This is a genomic window from Methylobacterium sp. Leaf112 (assembly GCF_001423295.1).
In the GTDB taxonomy this organism is placed as follows: Bacteria; Pseudomonadota; Alphaproteobacteria; order Rhizobiales; family Beijerinckiaceae; genus Methylobacterium.
The window spans coordinates 25,134-40,640 of record NZ_LMNG01000007.1; the positions used below are offsets into that span (position 1 = coordinate 25,134).

The window sequence follows — 15,507 nt, forward strand, 5'->3', positions numbered from 1 at the left end:
ACCGGAAAACCCCGGGACAGCCGTCCGGCGTGTGCCGCCGCACGTCGGAGCACGATTTCGCCACGGTTGGATCTTAGCCATAAACGGCATCGACCGGCGGACAGTCGAGGATCCGATAACCGCGCGTTCATGGTTTTCGGCAACCTTGCGTTCACCATGATCCGCCCGGCGCGCGGGATCCGGCAGAGGTGAGGACGAACGTGCGTCAGTTCCTGCGACACGGCCCCCGGTCCGGCCCGCGCCCCGCGCGCCTGCGCCGTGCCGCCATCGCCGCCTCGGGTATCGCCCTAGCCCTCGTGGCCGGCACGCGCGGCACCCAGGACGCGGTGGCCAACGGCGACACCCGCACCCTCTCGATCTTCCACAGCCACACCAAGGAAAGCCTCACCGTCACGTTCAAGCGCGACGGGCGCTACGACCGCGCCGCCCTCGAGCAGCTGAACTGGCTCCTGCGCGACTGGCGCGCCGAAGAATCCATCAAGATGGACCCGCGCCTGTTCGACACCGTGTGGGAGGCCTACCGCTCCGTCGGTTCGCAGGAGCCCATCACGGTGGTGTCGGCCTACCGCTCGCCCGGCACCAACGCCATGCTTCGTCGCCGGTCCCGCGCCGTCGCCGAGTACAGCCAGCACATGCTCGGCAAGGCGATGGACTTCTACCTGCCCGACGTCTCCATCGACCAGATCCGCGCCGTGGGCATGCGGATGCAGCGCGGCGGCGTCGGCTGGTACCCGCGCGCGGGTTCGCCCTTCGTCCATCTCGATGTCGGCTCCGTGCGCTCCTGGCCGCGCATGACCCACGATCAGCTCAGCCGCCTGTTCCCCGACGGCAAGACCGTCCACCTGCCCGCCGACAACCGCCCCCTGCCCGGCTACGAGCTCGCCCGCGCCGAGGTCCTGGCCCGCGGCGGTACCGTGCTGGGCATCACCCAGGTGGCCCAGCAGGTCGACGAGGAGGACGGCCCGAGCATCCGGGGATTCTTCGCCAGCCTGTTCGGCGGCGGCTCGAGCAGCGAGCCGCCCGCACCGGCCCCCGCCCCCGCGACGCGGGCCCGCGCCAAGCCGAGCGTGGTGGTGGCGAGCGCCGATCCGGACGACCAGACCGGCACCCGCGCAGCCCTGGCCTACGCGGCGCCCGCGGCCGACGACACCCTCAAGTCGGCCCTCCTGCGCCGCGATGGTCGCGATGCCCAGACCCTCCTGACCGCCGAGAAGTCCACGGAGACCAGGGCGCCCGACGGCAACATCGGCGATGCGGCCAGAGCGACGGCCGAGGTTCCGCTCCCGCCGCGTCGCCCGGCCGAGTTCGCCGCCGTGGCCGCCGCGCTCACGATGCCCCTGCCTCCGCAGCGTCCGCCGGTTCAGGTCGCGGGCCTCGGGACCGCCGGCATGGCCAACCTCGCCCCCGCCCAAGCCCAGATGTCCACGCAGGCGCCCTCGCCTGCCCGCCTCGTTGCCGCCACCGCCGACCCGAAGCTGCAGTTGCGCGCCCTGTTCGCCGCCGCCGCGCAGGGCGTCTCCGAGCCGGCGAGCCGCGCCGCGCCCGTGCGCCTCGCCGTGACCCGGACCAAGCTCGACGGCGCGCCCGCCGGCAGCCTGACCCAGCCGGCGGCCGTCGCCACCCGCTTCTCGGCGCGCGCGCCCGGCGATGACCTCAATGCAGGACGTTTCTCGGGTTCGGCCACCCGCCCGGTGCCGGGCGCGCGCTGATCCCCGCTCGGGCGATCCCCGAAACGACGAGGGCCGCGGCAGGAATGCCGCGGCCCTCGTCGTTGTGTGCCATGGGCCGGCGTCCGCCTCACACCATGCCCAGAGCCTGCATGTAGAGTTCGAGGATGGCCTCCTCCTCCTGGCGCTCGGCGTGATCCTTCTTGCGCAGGGAGATGATCTTGCGCAGGGCCTTCACGTCGAAGCCGGTGCCCTTGGCCTCCGCGTAGACGTCCTTGATGTCCGAGGCGAGACCGGCCTTCTCCTCCTCGAGGCGCTCGATGCGCTCGATGAAGCTCTTGAGCTGGTCGGCGGCGACGGACGAAGCATCGACGGCGGGTGCGGCGGAAGCGGCCATTTTCGTCTCAATCCCTGACTGGCGAGGCGCATCGTTCACGAGAATGCGCCGGAACCGCTTCACTAAGCGTTCAAGCTTACCGGGACCTTACGGCCCCGGACCGCAGACCGTCGTGGTCGCGTAAGCTTTTGTTCCTGAACGCGCTTTCGCCGAATCGTCGGGGCTGTCTTCAGTGCGGTTCAGCCGCCGCCCCGGTGAAGGCCTCCTGCTGCTCCGGCGTCGCCTCGCCCTGGTGCAGGCGCTTCCAGGCATCGTAGGGCATGCCGTAGACGGCCTCGCGGCTCGCGTCCTTGGTCAGCGGCACGCCCTTTTCGTCGGCGGCGTCCTTGAGCCAGTTCGACAGGCAGTTGCGGCAGAATCCGGCCATGTTCATCAGGTCGATGTTCTGCACGTCCGTGCGTCCCTGCAGGTGGGCGACGAGGCGCCGGAACACGGCGGCTTCGAGCTCCGTCCGGGTGGCGGCGTCGATCCCGGTCGTGCTGGTCCCGGGCGTGCTGGTCTCGGTCATGGGATGTCCTCGGTGTGACGGGCTGCTCGTTCAGGAAAGGTCGTGTCCAGGCCCGCGCCGTCAAGGACGGACGGCCGATTCGGATTCGGCGCCGCCGCTTCCAGTCTGGTGCCAAACCGCACGACGTTCGGTTCGAGGCGGGCCTACATCAGCGCTACACAAGAACTCACGGCCCACCGCCTTTTCGACGGAGACCGCGATACTGAAAGGTCCAACGTCATGAACATCCGTCTTGCTTCTGTCGCCGCCGCCGTCGTCTTGAGCCTGAGTGCCGTTGCTTCGCCGGTTCTCGCGCAGAGCTACACGGCACCCGCCGGTGTCTCGGCCCATGCGGCGCCCGGCTACACCGCCGGCCGCGCCCTCGACGATGAACTCACCACCGGTTCCATCGCCCCGCGCCGGGACGACGCCTCCGCGAAGGAAGGCAACGCCGAGCAGAACAGCTTCCCGGTCTGGCAGTACGGTCGGACCTCGGGCGGCACCCGGTAAGCCCGATCTCGGGATGAATTGGACGGCGGGGCGAGAGCCCCGCCGTTTTCGTGTGCGCGCCGCAGGCTGATCAGGGCAGCAGCGGACGCAGAAGCTTGGCGAACCGCGTCGCCCATTCGATCTGGCCGGGTTCTTCGGCGATGAGGTCCTGGCGGATCTCCACCAGGGCGTTGCGCAGGCCGCGCGCGAGGGCGTGCCGGTCGATGGTGTCTCCGGGAAGCCCTCCCCCGTAGGGTTCGTTGTCGCCGACCGTGAGATCGGCCGGGTCGGCGCGCAGACCCGCGATGAGGGGCGCGCTCAGGCGGTCGTCCCGGTCCCACAGGATGCCGACGTGCCAGGGACGCGGTACGGTGCGCCAGTACGGCGTGAAGCTGTGCATGGTGAGGATCGCCGGCGGCACGCCCGTCGCCTCGGCCGCCGCCACGTGGGCGTCGATGGCCGCGTCGAAGGGCTCGTAGAACCGGCGGATGCGCTCGGCCTTGCCGGCCTCGTCGATGCGGGCGTTGCCCGGCACGATGGCGCCGTCGGACAGGCGCATCACCAGGGTCGGGTCGGCCCGGCCCCGGTTGGGGTCGATGATGAGGCGTGAGAACCGGGTCAGGATCGCGGGCGCGCCCAATTGCACGGCGAGGTGCCGGGTCACGGCGGCCGCGCCGATGTCGTAGGCGATGTGGCGTGCGTATTCGTGGTCCGGCACCCCGAGCCGGTCGAGGTCGTCGGGCACATGGTTGGAGGCGTGATCGCAGAGGATCAGCAGGCCCCGGGCCGGATCGCCCGGGATGGTCTCGACGGGATGTGGAGGCTGCATGGGCGGCGGGGTCCGTGGATCCGTTCGGGGCTCGGGCGGGCGGAACGCGGACGGAGCCGTGCAAGCATCCGGCCGCGCCATCGCGGGGTGTCCCGCGTCATCGCATGCTTGCCGCGACCTTGCCGCGGCGGCGGGTGTCGGGCACAGCACGTATCGCGGACAAGCGCGGGCACGGCAACAATCCGGCCCGAGGGAATTCGTCCCGCGAAACAATCACGATCCGGCGACGCAACGCCGGGCGGCCTTCCACGACCGTCTTTCCGCGATACACGGACACGCCATGACCGCGCCCTCCCCCGCCGACCACGCCGCCGCCCGCACCCTCCTCCTCGGCATCCTCGACGAGGCCATCGCCGCCGCTCATCCCGCGCGCTGCCTCGTGCCGCACCTGCCCGCCCCCGGCCCCGGCCGGCTCATCATCCTGGGCGCGGGCAAGGCCGGCGGCTCCATGGCGGCGGTGGCGAGCCGGTTCTACCGGGAGCAGCACGGCGTCGACGCGAGCCGCATCGTCGGCCTGGCGGTCGCCCGCCACGGCTACGGCGAGGAGGCGCCGATGATCCGCATGGTCGAGGCCGGGCACCCGGTGCCCGACCAGGCCGGCATCGACGCGACCGTCGACGCCCTCAAGATCGCCGCCGATGCCGGGCCGGACGACGACGTGCTGGTGCTGCTCTCGGGCGGCGGTTCGGCCAATTGGATCGCGCCGGCCGGCGACCTGACCCTCACCGAGAAGCAGGCCATCACCAAGGCGCTCCTGCGCTCGGGCGCGCCCATCAACGAGATCAACTGCGTGCGCAAGCACCTGTCGCGGATCAAGGGCGGGCGCCTCGCCATGATGGCCCGCAACGCCCGCTCGATCCTGACCCTCGCGATCTCCGACGTGCCCTTCGACGACCCGGCGGTGATCGCTTCGGGCCCGACCGTCCCGGACCCCTCGACCCTGGCGGAGGCCCGTGCCATCTGCGAGCGGCGCGGCATCCCCCTGCCGGAGACGGCGAAAGCGCTGCTGAACGATCCCGTCAACGAGACCCCGAAGGCGGGCGACCCGTCCTTCGCCCGGGCCGAGTACCGCATCATCGCCCGGCCCATCGACGCCCTGGAGGCGGCGGCCGAGGCCGCGCGCCGCGCCGGCTACGAGCCGGTGATGCTCGGCCCCGATGTCGAGGGCGAGGCCCGTGAGGTCGCGGCCGAGCACGCCCGGCTCGCCCTCGACCACCACGCTCGCGGCGCCAAGGTCGCGATCATCTCAGGGGGCGAACTCACCGTCACCATCGTGGGCGAAGGCCATGGCGGCCCGAACCAGGAATACGCCCTGGCGCTGGCCATCGCGCTCGACGGCGCACCCGGCATCCTCGGCATCGCCGCCGACACCGACGGCACCGACGGCGGACGCGGCGAGGCGACCGACCCGGCCGGCGGCCTCGTCGACCCCACCACCCTGGCGCGTGCCCGCGCCGCCGGCCTCGACCCCGCCGCCATGCTGGCGGACAACGACTCGACCCGGTTCTTCGACACCATCGGCGACCTCGTCCAGCCGGGTCCCACCCGCACCAACGTCAACGATTGCCGGGTCATCCTTGTCGGGTAAGGGCATGGGTCGACAGGGCATGGGCCGACAGGGCATGGGCCGACAGGGCATGGGTCGACAGGGCATGGGTCGACAGGGGATGGGCCGACGCCGTCGCCCGACCCTTCCTTCCCGCAAGGGGTGGAGCGTCCGGGCGGGCGTGCTCGCCGCTCTCCTCATGACCGCCGCCCCCGCCCGGGCCGACCTGCGCATGTGCAACCTCACGACCAGCAAGGTCGGCATCGCGCTGGGCTACCGCGACACGCAGGGCTGGGTGACGGAGGGGTGGTGGGACGTGGCGCCCAAGGGCTGCGAGACCCTGCTCAAGGGGACCCTGGCGGCCCGGTTCTACTACGTCTACGCCGTGGACTACACGCGGGGCGGCGAGTGGAGCGGGCGTTCGCTCATGTGCACCCGGGACCGCGAATTCACCATCCGGGGCGTCGAGGACTGCCTGGCGCGCGGCTACGATCGCAACGGCTTCTACGAGGTCGACACCGGTGAACAGAAGAGCTGGACGATCCAGCTCACCGATCCGAACCAGCCGGCGAATCCCGCGCCCTGAGCGGGCCTCAGAGCGCTTCGATCTCGGCGAGCAGCGCGTCGGAGAGGCTGATGCCCGCCTGCGCCGCGCGGGCGCGGGCGGCGAGCCGTTTGGTGCCGGGCAGCCGGGCACCGTCCTGATCCTCGATCATTCCCGCCAGCACGGCGAAGCGCTCGCACGCATCCGCCGCGAAGGCGGTGGCGTCGAGGACGAGAATGAGCTGGCCGGTGCCGGGCGGGCCGCCCACGGCGTCGAGGAACGAGGTCGCCTCGCCGGCAAAGCGTGCGCCGACGAGGCCGGCCGCGAGCAGCTCGACCATGAGGGCCAGAGCCGTGCCCTTGGCGTCGCCCAGCGGGATCATGGTGCCGGCGAGAGCCGCCGCCGCGTCGGTGGTGGGGTGGCCGTCCGCATCCACCGCCCAGCCCTCGGGGATCGTCTCTCCACGCTGCTTGGCGGCGATGATGTTGCCCCGCGCCACCTTCGAGAGCGAAAGATCGACCACGATGGGGGGCCGCCCCGGCAACGGGCAGGCGAAGGCGATGGGGTTGGTGCCGAACACCGCCCGGTTGCCACCCCAGGGCGCCATGGCGGCCGGCGCATTGGCGAACAGCAGAGCCACCAGCCCCTGCGCCGCCAGGGCTTCGGCCGGCCGCCCGGCGGCACCGCAATGGTGCGAGCGCCGGATGGCCGCGGCCGCCACGCCCTGGCTCCGGGCGATCTCCGGGAGTTCGGCGACCGCCCGGTCGAGGGCCGGATAGGCGAAGCCGTGGCCGGCGTCGATGGCGAGCAGCCCGGGCCGGGGCCGCGTCACGGCCAGGGTCGCATCGCCCACGACCTTGCCGGCGCGAACCTGCGCCCCGTAGGCCAGCAGGCGCATGAGCCCATGGGTCGCGAGGCCGTCGGCCTCGGCGCCGACCAGGGCGACGGCGGTGCTCTCGGCCTGGTCGTGGCCGGCACCACAGCGCAGGAGCGTGCGCACGGCGAGGTCGTGGGCGGCGGCCAGGGTCAGGGTCGGCATTGTCTGAGGCTCATCCCGTCGCGTCGATCGAACCGGAACCGGACCGGGTTCGATCCGCGGTCCCCCGGGTCGGTTTGACGTGTCCGGGACACGACGTCCACCGCAGGGACGGGTGTCGTCAGGATCGGTCGGTCGTGTCCGGGGTGAAGGTGGCGTCGTAGAGTTCCTGGTGCTGCCCCAGCAGGGCGTCGATCCGGGAACTCAGTTCGGCATAGGCCGCCCGCATCTGCCGGAAGTTCGCGTTCGTTTCCCCCTGAAGCGTACCGAGGCGGCCGCGCTCGTCCGGGTCGGGATGTCCATCGAGCACCCGGCTCGTCTCGCGCAGGGCCAGGGCCCTCACCTGCCGCTCCGCCGCATCCAGTGCCGCGATCTGCTGCGCCAGGTGCTCGGCGGCATCCATGAGTTTCGCAACGCTCGCCCGGAGACTCTGCCGGATCCGCGCCACGTCCGAGAGTTTGTGGATCGCATCGTTCGCCGGCTCCATGAGGCAGGGATCCCCGTCCTACAGACGCGGCCGCTCGCCCGTCGGGCAAGGCCACGAGATCGATGGTCGACCGTCGTCAGCGCGCCAGGACGCGGGCCGCATCTTTCGTCGTGTCGACGGCCCGGGAGACCGCGTCGATGGATCCGGTGATCGCGAGGGCGTTCTGGGCGATGGCCTGCACGGCCTCGGCCGCCTCCTGCATGCTCGACGACATCTCGCGCGTCACCACGCTCTGTTCCTCGATGGCGGCGGCCGTGCTGACCACGTAGTCGCGCATGGTCCCGACGGAGGCCTGGATCGTATCGAGGGAGCCCGCGACCTGTTCGGACGCGTTCTGGACGCTGTCGATCTCGCTCGCGATCTGGTTCGTGGCGTGGGCCGCCTGGGCGGCGAGGTTCTTCACCTCCTGGGCGACGACGGCGAAGCCCCGGCCCGCCTCCCCGGCCCTTGCGGCCTCGATGGTCGCGTTGAGGGCGAGCAGGTTGATCTGGCTCGCGATGTTCTGGATCAGCGCCACGATGCCCGTCATGGCGGTGGCGGTACCCGTGAGCTTGCGGGTGACCGCGCCGGCCGCCTCCACCTGCCCGTGCGCGGCATCCGTCGCCGTACGGGCCTTCGACATGCCGTGGGCGATCTCGTTCACGGAGGCGGCGAGTTCCTCGGCGGCGGCCGCCATGGTCTGCACGTTGTGGGCGGTGCTGCCCGCCGACCGGGTCGCGGCGTTCGAGGCTTCCGACGAGCGCAGGACGGCGCCCTCGATCTCCCCGAAATTCCGATCGATGAGACGATTCAGATCACCCAGCAGGGCCACCTGCGCGGTGACGTCGGTTGCGAACTTCACCACCTTGTAGGGCCGGCCGGCGGCATCGAGGATCGGGTTGTAGGAAGCCTCGATCCAGATCCCGCGACCGCCCTTGCCGATGCGCTTGAACTGACCCTTCTGGTACGCGCCTTGCCGCAACGCGCTCCAGAACGCGGCGTAGGCGGGCGTGTCGCGCAGAGCCGGTTCGACGAGGAGGCGGTGATGCTGTCCGACGAGCTCGGGCAGCGTGTAGCCGACGACGGCGAGGAAGTTCGCGTTGGCGTCGAGGATGGTGCCGTCGAGACCGAAGGCGATGACGGCCTGGGACTTGTGGATCGCATCGATCTGACCCTGGCGATCCGCGTCCTGGGCTTTCTGGCGCGTGATGTCGGTCGCGAACTTGACGATCCCGTAGGGCTTGCCGCTCCGGTCGAAGACGGGATTGTAGGAAGCCTCGATCCAGATCTCGCGGCCGTCCTTGCCGATGCGCTTGAACTGCGCCGCCTGGAACGTGCCGCTCCGAAGGGCCGCCCAGAAGTCCGCGTAGGCCGGGCTCTCCCGCATGGCGGGTTCGACGAAGAGGCTGTGCGGCTTGCCCACGATCTCGTCCAGGCGATAGCCGACGACGGCGAGAAAGTTCTCGTTGGCGCGCAGCACGGTTCCGTCGAGGGCGAACTCAATGATGCCCTGGGATCGATCGAGGGCCGACATCTTCGCGGACGTCTCGGACCTGCCGCGGTGAAACTTCTCGAAGATCATGCGTCGTCCTGCCTTCAGAGCTATACTTGTTTTCGATGCATGCCCGCGGCGTTCGATAGCGAAGACAATGAACGTACTCACGGTTGCTTGTCCGACCGGTGATCACAATCGCGGCATTCCGGTTAAGACTCACTGAAGTTTCGCGAAAATAACAACCTGAATGCGAATGATTCTCATCAGAAGTCTGTTCCGCTGCGTGCCCTTGCGGTGGAAACGGGACGCTGGAGGTGGAGGACGCCCGCGCAAAGGCATTGCGGGCGGCCCGCGCCGGCTCATGGGTACCGCGAAGGCGAAAGCCTGGAGAGGGACCGGGTCGAGGGCGAGACGCCATCTCGTTGCGTCCTGCATCACCGAGGATTCCCCCGCTTTGGAACGGGCGCCGAGTCGTTCACCCGCGCGCGGGTCCGTGCTCGGGCCCATGTCTTGGCCGCATCGCACCGCCGCGGACGGAACGTCGTCTGCACACCGTGTTCTTGACGCGCTGGCCCCATGGGTGCTTGTGGCCGTTCGCTCAACGCCCGGTCGTTCGAAACCGGCGGGGCCGCTCTCGGAGGAGACTGCTTTGAAACGTTCACGCCGCACGAAGATCATCGCCACGTTGGGCCCGGCCTCCGACACGCCGGAGATGATCGAGAAGCTGTTTCGCGCCGGCGCCGACGTCTTCCGGCTCAACATGAGCCACCTTCCCCGCGAAAAGCTGCCCGAGAAGATCGAGGTGATCCGCACCATCGAGCGCGAGCTGCGCCGGCCCATCGCCGTGCTGGTCGATCTCCAGGGGCCGAAGCTCCGGGTCGCCGCCTTCGCCGAGGGTGCCGCGATGCTGGAGAACGGTGCGTCGTTCGTCCTCGACAGCGACCCGACGCCGGGCGACGTCACCCGCGTGTTCCTGCCCCATCCCGAGATCCTCTCGGCCCTCGAGCCCGGCCACGTCGTCATCGTCGACGACGGCAAGCTGCGCCTCGTCGTGACGGAGGTGTCCGAGGGGCGCGCGGTGACCCGGGTGGTCATCGGCGGCCGCATCTCCAACCGCAAGGGCGTCTCGCTCCCTGACACGGTGATCCCCGTCGCCGCCATGACGGAGAAGGACCGGGGCGACCTCGAAGCCGGCCTCAACGCCGGCGCCGACTGGATCGCCGTCTCCTTCGTGCAGCGGCCCGAGGATGTCGCCGAGGTGAAGAAGGTCGCGGCCGGCCGCGCCCTGGTCATGGCCAAGATCGAGAAGCCGCAGGCCCTGACCCGCCTCGACGAGATCATCGAGATCTCCGACGGCATCATGGTGGCGCGCGGCGATCTCGGCGTCGAGATGCCCCTGGAGCAGGTGCCGGGCGTGCAGAAGCGCATCACCCGCTCTTCGCGCCGCATGGGCAAGCCCGTCGTGGTGGCGACCCAGATGCTCGAATCGATGATCACCGCCCCGGTGCCGACCCGCGCCGAGGTCTCGGACGTCGCCACCGCCGTCTACGAGGGGGCGGATGCCGTGATGCTCTCGGCCGAGAGCGCGTCGGGTGCCTTCCCCATCGAGGCCATCACCATGATGAGCCGCATCGCCGAGCAGGTGGAGCGCGATGCCCTGTACTGGACCATCCTGACGGCCCAGCGCTCCGAGCCCGACGCCACCGCCTCCGATGCCATCGCGGCGGCCGCCCACCAGATGGTGGACGCCCTGAACCTCACGGCGATCATGGCCTGGACCCATTCGGGCTCCACGGCCCTGCGGCTCGCCCGTTCGCGGCCCAACGCCACGATCATCGCGCTGACCCCGAAGCGCGAGACGGCGCGGCGCCTGGCCCTGTGCTGGGGCACGCACCCCATCGTCACCAACGATGCCAGCGACGTCGACGACATGGCGTTCCGGGCGGCGAAGTTCGCCGTGCGCGAGCGCTTCGCCGATATCGGCGACCGGGTGATCGTGGTGGCCGGCGTGCCGTTCGGGACACCGGGCGCCACGAACCTCGTGCGCATCGCCTTCGTCACCCGCGAGCACGCCGCCAAGGCGTGACGCCCGCTCCCACGGATTTCCAGCCTGTGGTTGGGATCCGTGGGGTCCGGTGGACGGGCGGCCCGCGTCGGCGTCCGGTCCGGAGGCCTACGGCGCGACCGGCTCGCGCGCGGTGATTCCGTCGGCAAAGCGCTCCACCTCATGCACCAGGGCGTCCACGGCGACGTACTGGAGCATGTGGCCGATGCCGGGCAGGAGCACGAGGCGGGCGTCTCGGATCGCGGCCGCGAGGGGCACCGCCTGCCTGTTCACGGGTACGGCCGCATCGGCGTCGCCCGAGATCACCAGCGTCGGGACGGTGAGGCCGGCGTAGCGCGGTGCCTGGGCCTCCAGGGCTGCCGGCAGGCCGGCGAGGTCCTGGAGGTTGGCCACGATCGATCCGGGCCGCACGACGAGTGTCGCACGGCTGCGGTCGAGATAACCCGGAGGCGCCTCCTGGGGGCGGAACACCGCCCCACCGGCGCGCGGCAGGTAATACAACGCCACGGGCGTCGCCACGGTATGGCCGAGGAGCCAGGTCACCGGTGGCCACAGGGCGAGGCGGTAATACCACGGCACCGTTCCCATGCGCGGATACGGCATCGCCACGGGTGCCGCGAGGACGAGGCCCGCCACCCGCTCGGGGTGGTCGAGGGCGAGTGCCGTGGCCAGCGCCCCCGACCAGGAATGGCCGAGCACGATGGCCGGGCCGATCCCGAGACGGGCCAGGGCCGCCGCGATGGCGTGCGCCTGCGCGGCCGGTTCGGCCATGTCGGCGCCCCCCAGCCGGTCGCTCCAGCCCGAGCCCGGCCGGTCGAAGGCGATCACCCGAAACCCGTCCGCCGCGAGGCGCCGGCCGATGCCCTCCATGGGGTCGGAGGCGTTGGCGGAAGCACCGTGCAGAAGGACTACGGTTCCGCGCGTCGACGGGTTCGGGCCTGCTTCGATGCTGGCGAGGCGCCCGCCCGGTACCGGCACGAAAGGCCCCTGCGGCGGGTGCCGTGCCTCGACCCGCCAGGTGATGACGAGGGTCGCCAGGGCACCGGCACCCAAGACCATCGCGACGAGGCCGAGCAGCCCCGCGAAGACCTTCAGAAGCAGCATGGAGTCTTACAGGTCCCGCCCGTCGACGTCGGGGGCGAGGCGGTCGATGGCGCCCTGCAGCTTGTCCATGCGCGGATACAGGGCGGCGGCCCGGCGGAAGGCTTCCAGCGCCCGGACCTTCTCGTCCATGGAGAGGTAGATCCGCCCCAGAGCCGCCCAGGCCTCGTAGTGCCGGGGCTCGATCACCAGGGTGCGCTTGAGGTCGGTGATGGCACCGTCCTGGTCCTTGAGCAGCCAGAACACCGTGGCCCGGCGGTTCCAGCCCTCGGACCAGCCCGGCTCCAGGGCGGTGGCCCGGTCGAGCAGCTCGACGGCTAGGGGAAAATCCTGGGCGCTCATGGCCTGGCGGGCGCGCTCCGTCAGAAGGTCGGCCGTGGCGCTGCCCGAGCGCCCGAGGCGCTGCTCGATGAGGCGGGCCACGCCCTTGGCCTCGGCATCGTCCTCCGCCGCCTTGAGGCGGGCATAGAGGTCGTCGAGGCTGACGGCGGTCCGGGGCTTGTCGACCGGCTTCTCGGTCGCTTTGCTGTCGGTTGCCTTGGAAGGCGGCAGCGCGTGGGCGACGGGGACAAAGCCCACGCAAAAAGCCGCGACGAGCGCGGCTTTGAGAGACGTCCGAGGCTGGATCTGGGGTGGAATCTGGCACGGCATGAGGTGAGCTTCCTCGCCCCGCCCGATGCCGTCAACCCGCCGGCTTGCCGCGCCCCGAGAGGAGCGGGCGAACGGGCCTCAGCCCTGGCGCGCCTTGAAGCGCTTCTGGGTCTTGTTGATGATGTAGACGCGGCCCTTGCGACGCACGATCTGGTTGTCGCGGTGACGGCCACGGAGGGACTTGAGGGAGTTGCGAATCTTCATCGGTCTCACGTCGGCCGGACATCTAAGTCCGCCGCCTGTCCATAGGGTCTCGGGAACGAGGCACCCCGAACGGCGGCCTCGGCGATGTGTGTGGACGCATCGCGGAAAGGCGGTTGCCTTATCAGGATTCGTGACGCCAAGGCAAGGCGTACGCGACGCGAATCCCACCGCGTGGTGGTTGGTGGCCGCAGCGGGCGACCGTGGTCCATAGCACGGATCGCCAAGCAGGTTTCGCAAAAGTGGTCTCCGGTTTTGCGTCGAAGACCTGCGACAGACCAAGGACCCAAGCAGAGTGAAGCGTTGGCGTGCCAACGCGAGCCTGCTTGGGCCGCCGCCCTTGAAACGGAACGGCCGCCGGGCGGGTGCCGGCGGCCGTGGCTCGGTACGGACAGCGGGGCGGCGGCCCCGCTCTCGTCTCAGGGTTGGGGCGCGGCCGGGGCCGTGGGCGGCGTCGCGGGCACGGCCGGCGTTTCCGCCGGGGGGGCGTCGGGGGCCGGCGTCTTGACCACATCGGCCACGGTCACCTTGGTCAGTTCCGGATAGGCGTCGACCACGTGGGCGCCGTTGAGCGGCTTGCTCTGGCCGTTGTGGCAGGTGGTGCAATTCACCTTGGGCACGTCGCCGAGCACCCCGAGGCGGTTCCTCGGGAAGGTCGAGGTTAGGGGCTCCATGAAGTTTCCGTTGAGGTCCCGCACCATGCGGATGCCGTGCCAGGCGGTGGTGCGCTGGGGCGTGCTCTGCTGCCAGTTCGAGATGGCCCGGGTGTTGTGGCAGAAGGTGCAGTTGACCCCGAGCCCTTCCGACATGTGGATCATCAGGCCGTAGGTCTTCTCCGCATCCTGGATCGGCTTGCCCTTGGTGGTCGGCAGTGCCGTGGTGGCGTTCACCCGGATGGCGTTGTTGTCGATGGACTTGTCGGCGAGATACTCGGTCAGGGTGTCGTAGGGCAGCGAGGCGAGGCCGACGGAGGGGGCGGCCATGTTCTGCCCGTTGTTGCGGGAGACGAACCCGCCCGGACGGTTCGGGCCGGGGTTGGTGAACCAGATGTTGGCCGGCACGGGCTGGCCGCGGTGGCAGGTGTAGCAGGTGACGCCGGCCCCCCCGACGTGGTTCGCCTTCCAGTCGCTGTTGATGTGCTGGGTCATCTGCAGCATCCGGCGGGCGACGCGCTTCTGATAGAGGCTGTCGTCGGCCATGTTCTCGGTGTTGTGGCAGTAGGTGCAGCCCTGTTCGGGCGAGACCCACTCCGTCATCGAGACCATGAGGCGGTTGAATTCGTTGGTCGTGAGGCCGCTGAGAACCTTGACGTTCTCGTAGGTCTGGCCGGCGAGCTCGCCCCCCTCCTCCGCCGGATCGGCCGGCGCGGGCGCCACGTTGGCGTCCTTCTTCTCGGCGACCTCCGCGCGGGTATGGACCTGGTCCATGCCCGTGCCGCGAAAGCCGTTCTGGGTGGTGGTGAGCGGCGGCCGCTCCCAGCCGGAGGTTCCGAACATCGCCACCGTGAGGAAGAAGGCGATGGAGGCCCCGAGGACGACGAAGAAGGTCTTCATGGGGTCCCTCCGGGCTGGCTCAGGGGATCGACGATGGGCGCATAGACCTGCGGGTAGGCCGGGGCGACGCCGTGCTTGACCGCCCAGAGGTACCAGTTGTCGACCACGGTGCCGGTGAGCAGGATGCCGATGCCGCCCGTCAGCGTGGTGAGCACGGCGAACCACCAGGCCCAGCGGTGCACGGATTCCATGGTGGCGTTGAAGCCCATGGTCCAGCGCCAGAACAGGGCGGCGCGTTCCGTCGCCGTGCCGCGATCGACGATCTGGTCGATCTCACGCTCGCCGCCGAAGCGGCTGACCGCCAGGATGGTGCCGCCATGCATGGCGAACAGCAGCGTCGATCCGTACAGGAACACGATCGAGAGCATGTGGAACGGGTTGTAGAACAAGTTGCCGTAGCGGAGCGAGAAGGCGGCGGTCCAATCGAGGTGCGGGAAGATGCCGAACGGCACCGCCTCGCTCCACGAACCCATCATCACCGGGCGGATGAAGCCCAGCACGAGAAACAGCCAGATGGCGGAGGCGAACGCCCAGGGCACGTGGTAGCCGAGGCCCAGGGCCTTGGCCCGGCGGAACAGGCGCAGCCACCACAGCAGCACCGAGGCCGTGAGGAAGAAGCCGGCGATGAGCCACCAGCCGCCCTCGGCCAGCGGAGGCAGGACCTTGAGGCCGTATTGCGGGCGCGGCGGCTCCAGGGCGAGCCAGGGCAGCTGGCGCACGAACTGGACCGGGTCCCAGTTCACGCTCGCCCACATGTTGAGGCCGATGATCTCGAAGGCGATGAGCCCGCAGGCGAAGGACAGGGCGCCGAGGTACCCGATGTAGATCGGGCCGACCTGCGAATTGCCGATGAGACCGAACAGGTAGGAGTTGAACGGCTTGCCCCAGCGCTTGTCGGAATCGACGGGGATTCCGAGTTCCGGAATGACGGGTCGGACCTGCACTTCCGTGAAGATGTTCTGATAGTAGGCCATTGTTCG

Annotated in this window: 16 protein-coding genes; 5 read left to right on the forward strand and 11 right to left on the reverse strand. The window is 70.2% G+C overall.

The features are described 5' to 3' along the window. Nucleotides 1-188: 188 nt before the first annotated feature. Nucleotides 189-1,709 (forward strand): DUF882 domain-containing protein, encoded by a 1,521-nt coding sequence (locus tag ASF52_RS05065; RefSeq protein WP_244473695.1) that lies wholly within the window; start codon nt 189-191, stop codon nt 1,707-1,709. A gap of 88 nt (nt 1,710-1,797) precedes the next feature. Here the strand turns inward: ASF52_RS05065 and ASF52_RS05070 are convergent, their stop codons facing one another. Both ASF52_RS05070 and ASF52_RS05075 read right to left on the reverse strand, forming a co-directional pair. Next, a complete protein-coding gene (locus ASF52_RS05070; protein WP_056096607.1) occupies nt 1,798-2,064 on the reverse strand; it encodes a DUF2312 domain-containing protein in 267 nt (88 codons plus the stop codon). A gap of 169 nt (nt 2,065-2,233) precedes the next feature. Continuing rightward, complete coding sequence (locus tag ASF52_RS05075) at nt 2,234-2,572, reverse strand: DUF1244 domain-containing protein (protein ID WP_056168692.1); 339 nt, start codon at nt 2,570-2,572, stop codon at nt 2,234-2,236. A 219-nt stretch (nt 2,573-2,791) separates the two neighbouring features. Between ASF52_RS05075 and ASF52_RS05080 the strand changes: the two genes are divergently transcribed. Then, nucleotides 2,792-3,061 (forward strand): hypothetical protein, encoded by a 270-nt coding sequence (locus ASF52_RS05080; RefSeq protein ID WP_056168695.1) that lies wholly within the window; start codon nt 2,792-2,794, stop codon nt 3,059-3,061. A 70-nt stretch (nt 3,062-3,131) separates the two neighbouring features. Here the strand turns inward: ASF52_RS05080 and ASF52_RS05085 are convergent, their stop codons facing one another. Next, complete coding sequence (locus tag ASF52_RS05085) at nt 3,132-3,869, reverse strand: N-formylglutamate amidohydrolase (protein ID WP_056168698.1); 738 nt, start codon at nt 3,867-3,869, stop codon at nt 3,132-3,134. A 280-nt stretch (nt 3,870-4,149) separates the two neighbouring features. On the opposite strand from ASF52_RS05085, the gene ASF52_RS05090 reads away from it, so the two are divergent. Continuing rightward, nucleotides 4,150-5,457 carry a glycerate kinase type-2 family protein gene (locus tag ASF52_RS05090; RefSeq protein WP_056168701.1) on the forward strand — a complete coding sequence of 436 codons (1,308 nt, stop codon included), beginning with the start codon at nt 4,150-4,152 and terminating at the stop codon, nt 5,455-5,457. A gap of 157 nt (nt 5,458-5,614) precedes the next feature. After that, on the forward strand, nt 5,615-6,001 hold the full coding sequence (locus ASF52_RS05095) for a DUF1036 domain-containing protein (RefSeq protein WP_082515202.1): 387 nt from the start codon (nt 5,615-5,617) through the stop codon (nt 5,999-6,001). Between the two features lie 7 nt (nt 6,002-6,008). Here ASF52_RS05095 and ASF52_RS05100 read toward each other — a convergent pair whose 3' ends face one another. The 3 genes from ASF52_RS05100 to ASF52_RS05110 form a co-directional block, all read right to left on the reverse strand. Further along, nucleotides 6,009-6,998, reverse strand: coding sequence for an Ldh family oxidoreductase (locus ASF52_RS05100; protein ID WP_056168708.1), 990 nt, complete (start codon nt 6,996-6,998; stop codon nt 6,009-6,011). Nucleotides 6,999-7,116: 118 nt separating this feature from the next. After that, nucleotides 7,117-7,482, reverse strand: a complete 366-nt coding sequence (locus ASF52_RS05105) for a hypothetical protein (RefSeq protein WP_056168710.1) — start codon at nt 7,480-7,482, stop codon at nt 7,117-7,119. 76 nt (nt 7,483-7,558) lie between these two features. Beyond that, nucleotides 7,559-9,043, reverse strand: coding sequence for a methyl-accepting chemotaxis protein (locus ASF52_RS05110; protein WP_056168712.1), 1,485 nt, complete (start codon nt 9,041-9,043; stop codon nt 7,559-7,561). Between the two features lie 562 nt (nt 9,044-9,605). On the opposite strand from ASF52_RS05110, the gene pyk reads away from it, so the two are divergent. Next, nucleotides 9,606-11,042, forward strand: a complete 1,437-nt coding sequence (gene pyk, locus ASF52_RS05115; RefSeq protein WP_056168714.1) for a pyruvate kinase — start codon at nt 9,606-9,608, stop codon at nt 11,040-11,042. Between the two features lie 87 nt (nt 11,043-11,129). Here pyk and ASF52_RS05120 read toward each other — a convergent pair whose 3' ends face one another. The 5 genes from ASF52_RS05120 to pufM all read right to left on the reverse strand — a co-directional run bounded on the left by ASF52_RS05120 (nt 11,130) and on the right by pufM (nt 15,501). Continuing rightward, on the reverse strand, nt 11,130-12,125 hold the full coding sequence (locus ASF52_RS05120) for an alpha/beta fold hydrolase (RefSeq protein WP_056168717.1): 996 nt from the start codon (nt 12,123-12,125) through the stop codon (nt 11,130-11,132). A gap of 6 nt (nt 12,126-12,131) precedes the next feature. After that, a complete protein-coding gene (locus ASF52_RS05125) occupies nt 12,132-12,701 on the reverse strand; it encodes a tetratricopeptide repeat protein (protein WP_244473696.1) in 570 nt (189 codons plus the stop codon). 150 nt (nt 12,702-12,851) lie between these two features. Then, nucleotides 12,852-12,977, reverse strand: a complete 126-nt coding sequence (ykgO, locus tag ASF52_RS05130) for a type B 50S ribosomal protein L36 (RefSeq protein WP_055886195.1) — start codon at nt 12,975-12,977, stop codon at nt 12,852-12,854. 416 nt (nt 12,978-13,393) lie between these two features. Continuing rightward, on the reverse strand, nt 13,394-14,527 hold the full coding sequence (pufC, locus tag ASF52_RS05135) for a photosynthetic reaction center cytochrome PufC (protein ID WP_056168723.1): 1,134 nt from the start codon (nt 14,525-14,527) through the stop codon (nt 13,394-13,396). Next, the gene (pufM, locus tag ASF52_RS05140; protein ID WP_056168726.1) at nt 14,524-15,501 is read right to left on the reverse strand and encodes a photosynthetic reaction center subunit M; all 978 of its coding nucleotides are present in this window, start codon (nt 15,499-15,501) and stop codon (nt 14,524-14,526) included. Before pufM ends, pufC begins: the two co-directional genes overlap by 4 nt. Nucleotides 15,502-15,507 lie beyond the last annotated feature (6 nt).

Coding starts and splice junctions, on each gene's coding strand:
- ASF52_RS05090 (WP_056168701.1), top strand. CDS start 4,150: ATGACCGCGCCCTCCCCCGCCGACCACGCCGCCGCCCGCACCCTCCTC.
- ASF52_RS05080 (WP_056168695.1), top strand. CDS start 2,792: ATGAACATCCGTCTTGCTTCTGTCGCCGCCGCCGTCGTCTTGAGCCTG.
- ASF52_RS05070 (WP_056096607.1), bottom strand. CDS start 2,064: ATGGCCGCTTCCGCCGCACCCGCCGTCGATGCTTCGTCCGTCGCCGCC.
- pufC (WP_056168723.1), bottom strand. CDS start 14,527: ATGAAGACCTTCTTCGTCGTCCTCGGGGCCTCCATCGCCTTCTTCCTC.
- ASF52_RS05075 (WP_056168692.1), bottom strand. CDS start 2,572: ATGACCGAGACCAGCACGCCCGGGACCAGCACGACCGGGATCGACGCC.
- ASF52_RS05110 (WP_056168712.1), bottom strand. CDS start 9,043: ATGATCTTCGAGAAGTTTCACCGCGGCAGGTCCGAGACGTCCGCGAAG.
- pufM (WP_056168726.1), bottom strand. CDS start 15,501: ATGGCCTACTATCAGAACATCTTCACGGAAGTGCAGGTCCGACCCGTC.
- ykgO (WP_055886195.1), bottom strand. CDS start 12,977: ATGAAGATTCGCAACTCCCTCAAGTCCCTCCGTGGCCGTCACCGCGAC.
- ASF52_RS05085 (WP_056168698.1), bottom strand. CDS start 3,869: ATGCAGCCTCCACATCCCGTCGAGACCATCCCGGGCGATCCGGCCCGG.
- ASF52_RS05100 (WP_056168708.1), bottom strand. CDS start 6,998: ATGCCGACCCTGACCCTGGCCGCCGCCCACGACCTCGCCGTGCGCACG.
- ASF52_RS05120 (WP_056168717.1), bottom strand. CDS start 12,125: ATGCTGCTTCTGAAGGTCTTCGCGGGGCTGCTCGGCCTCGTCGCGATG.
- ASF52_RS05105 (WP_056168710.1), bottom strand. CDS start 7,482: ATGGAGCCGGCGAACGATGCGATCCACAAACTCTCGGACGTGGCGCGG.
- ASF52_RS05095 (WP_082515202.1), top strand. CDS start 5,615: ATGACCGCCGCCCCCGCCCGGGCCGACCTGCGCATGTGCAACCTCACG.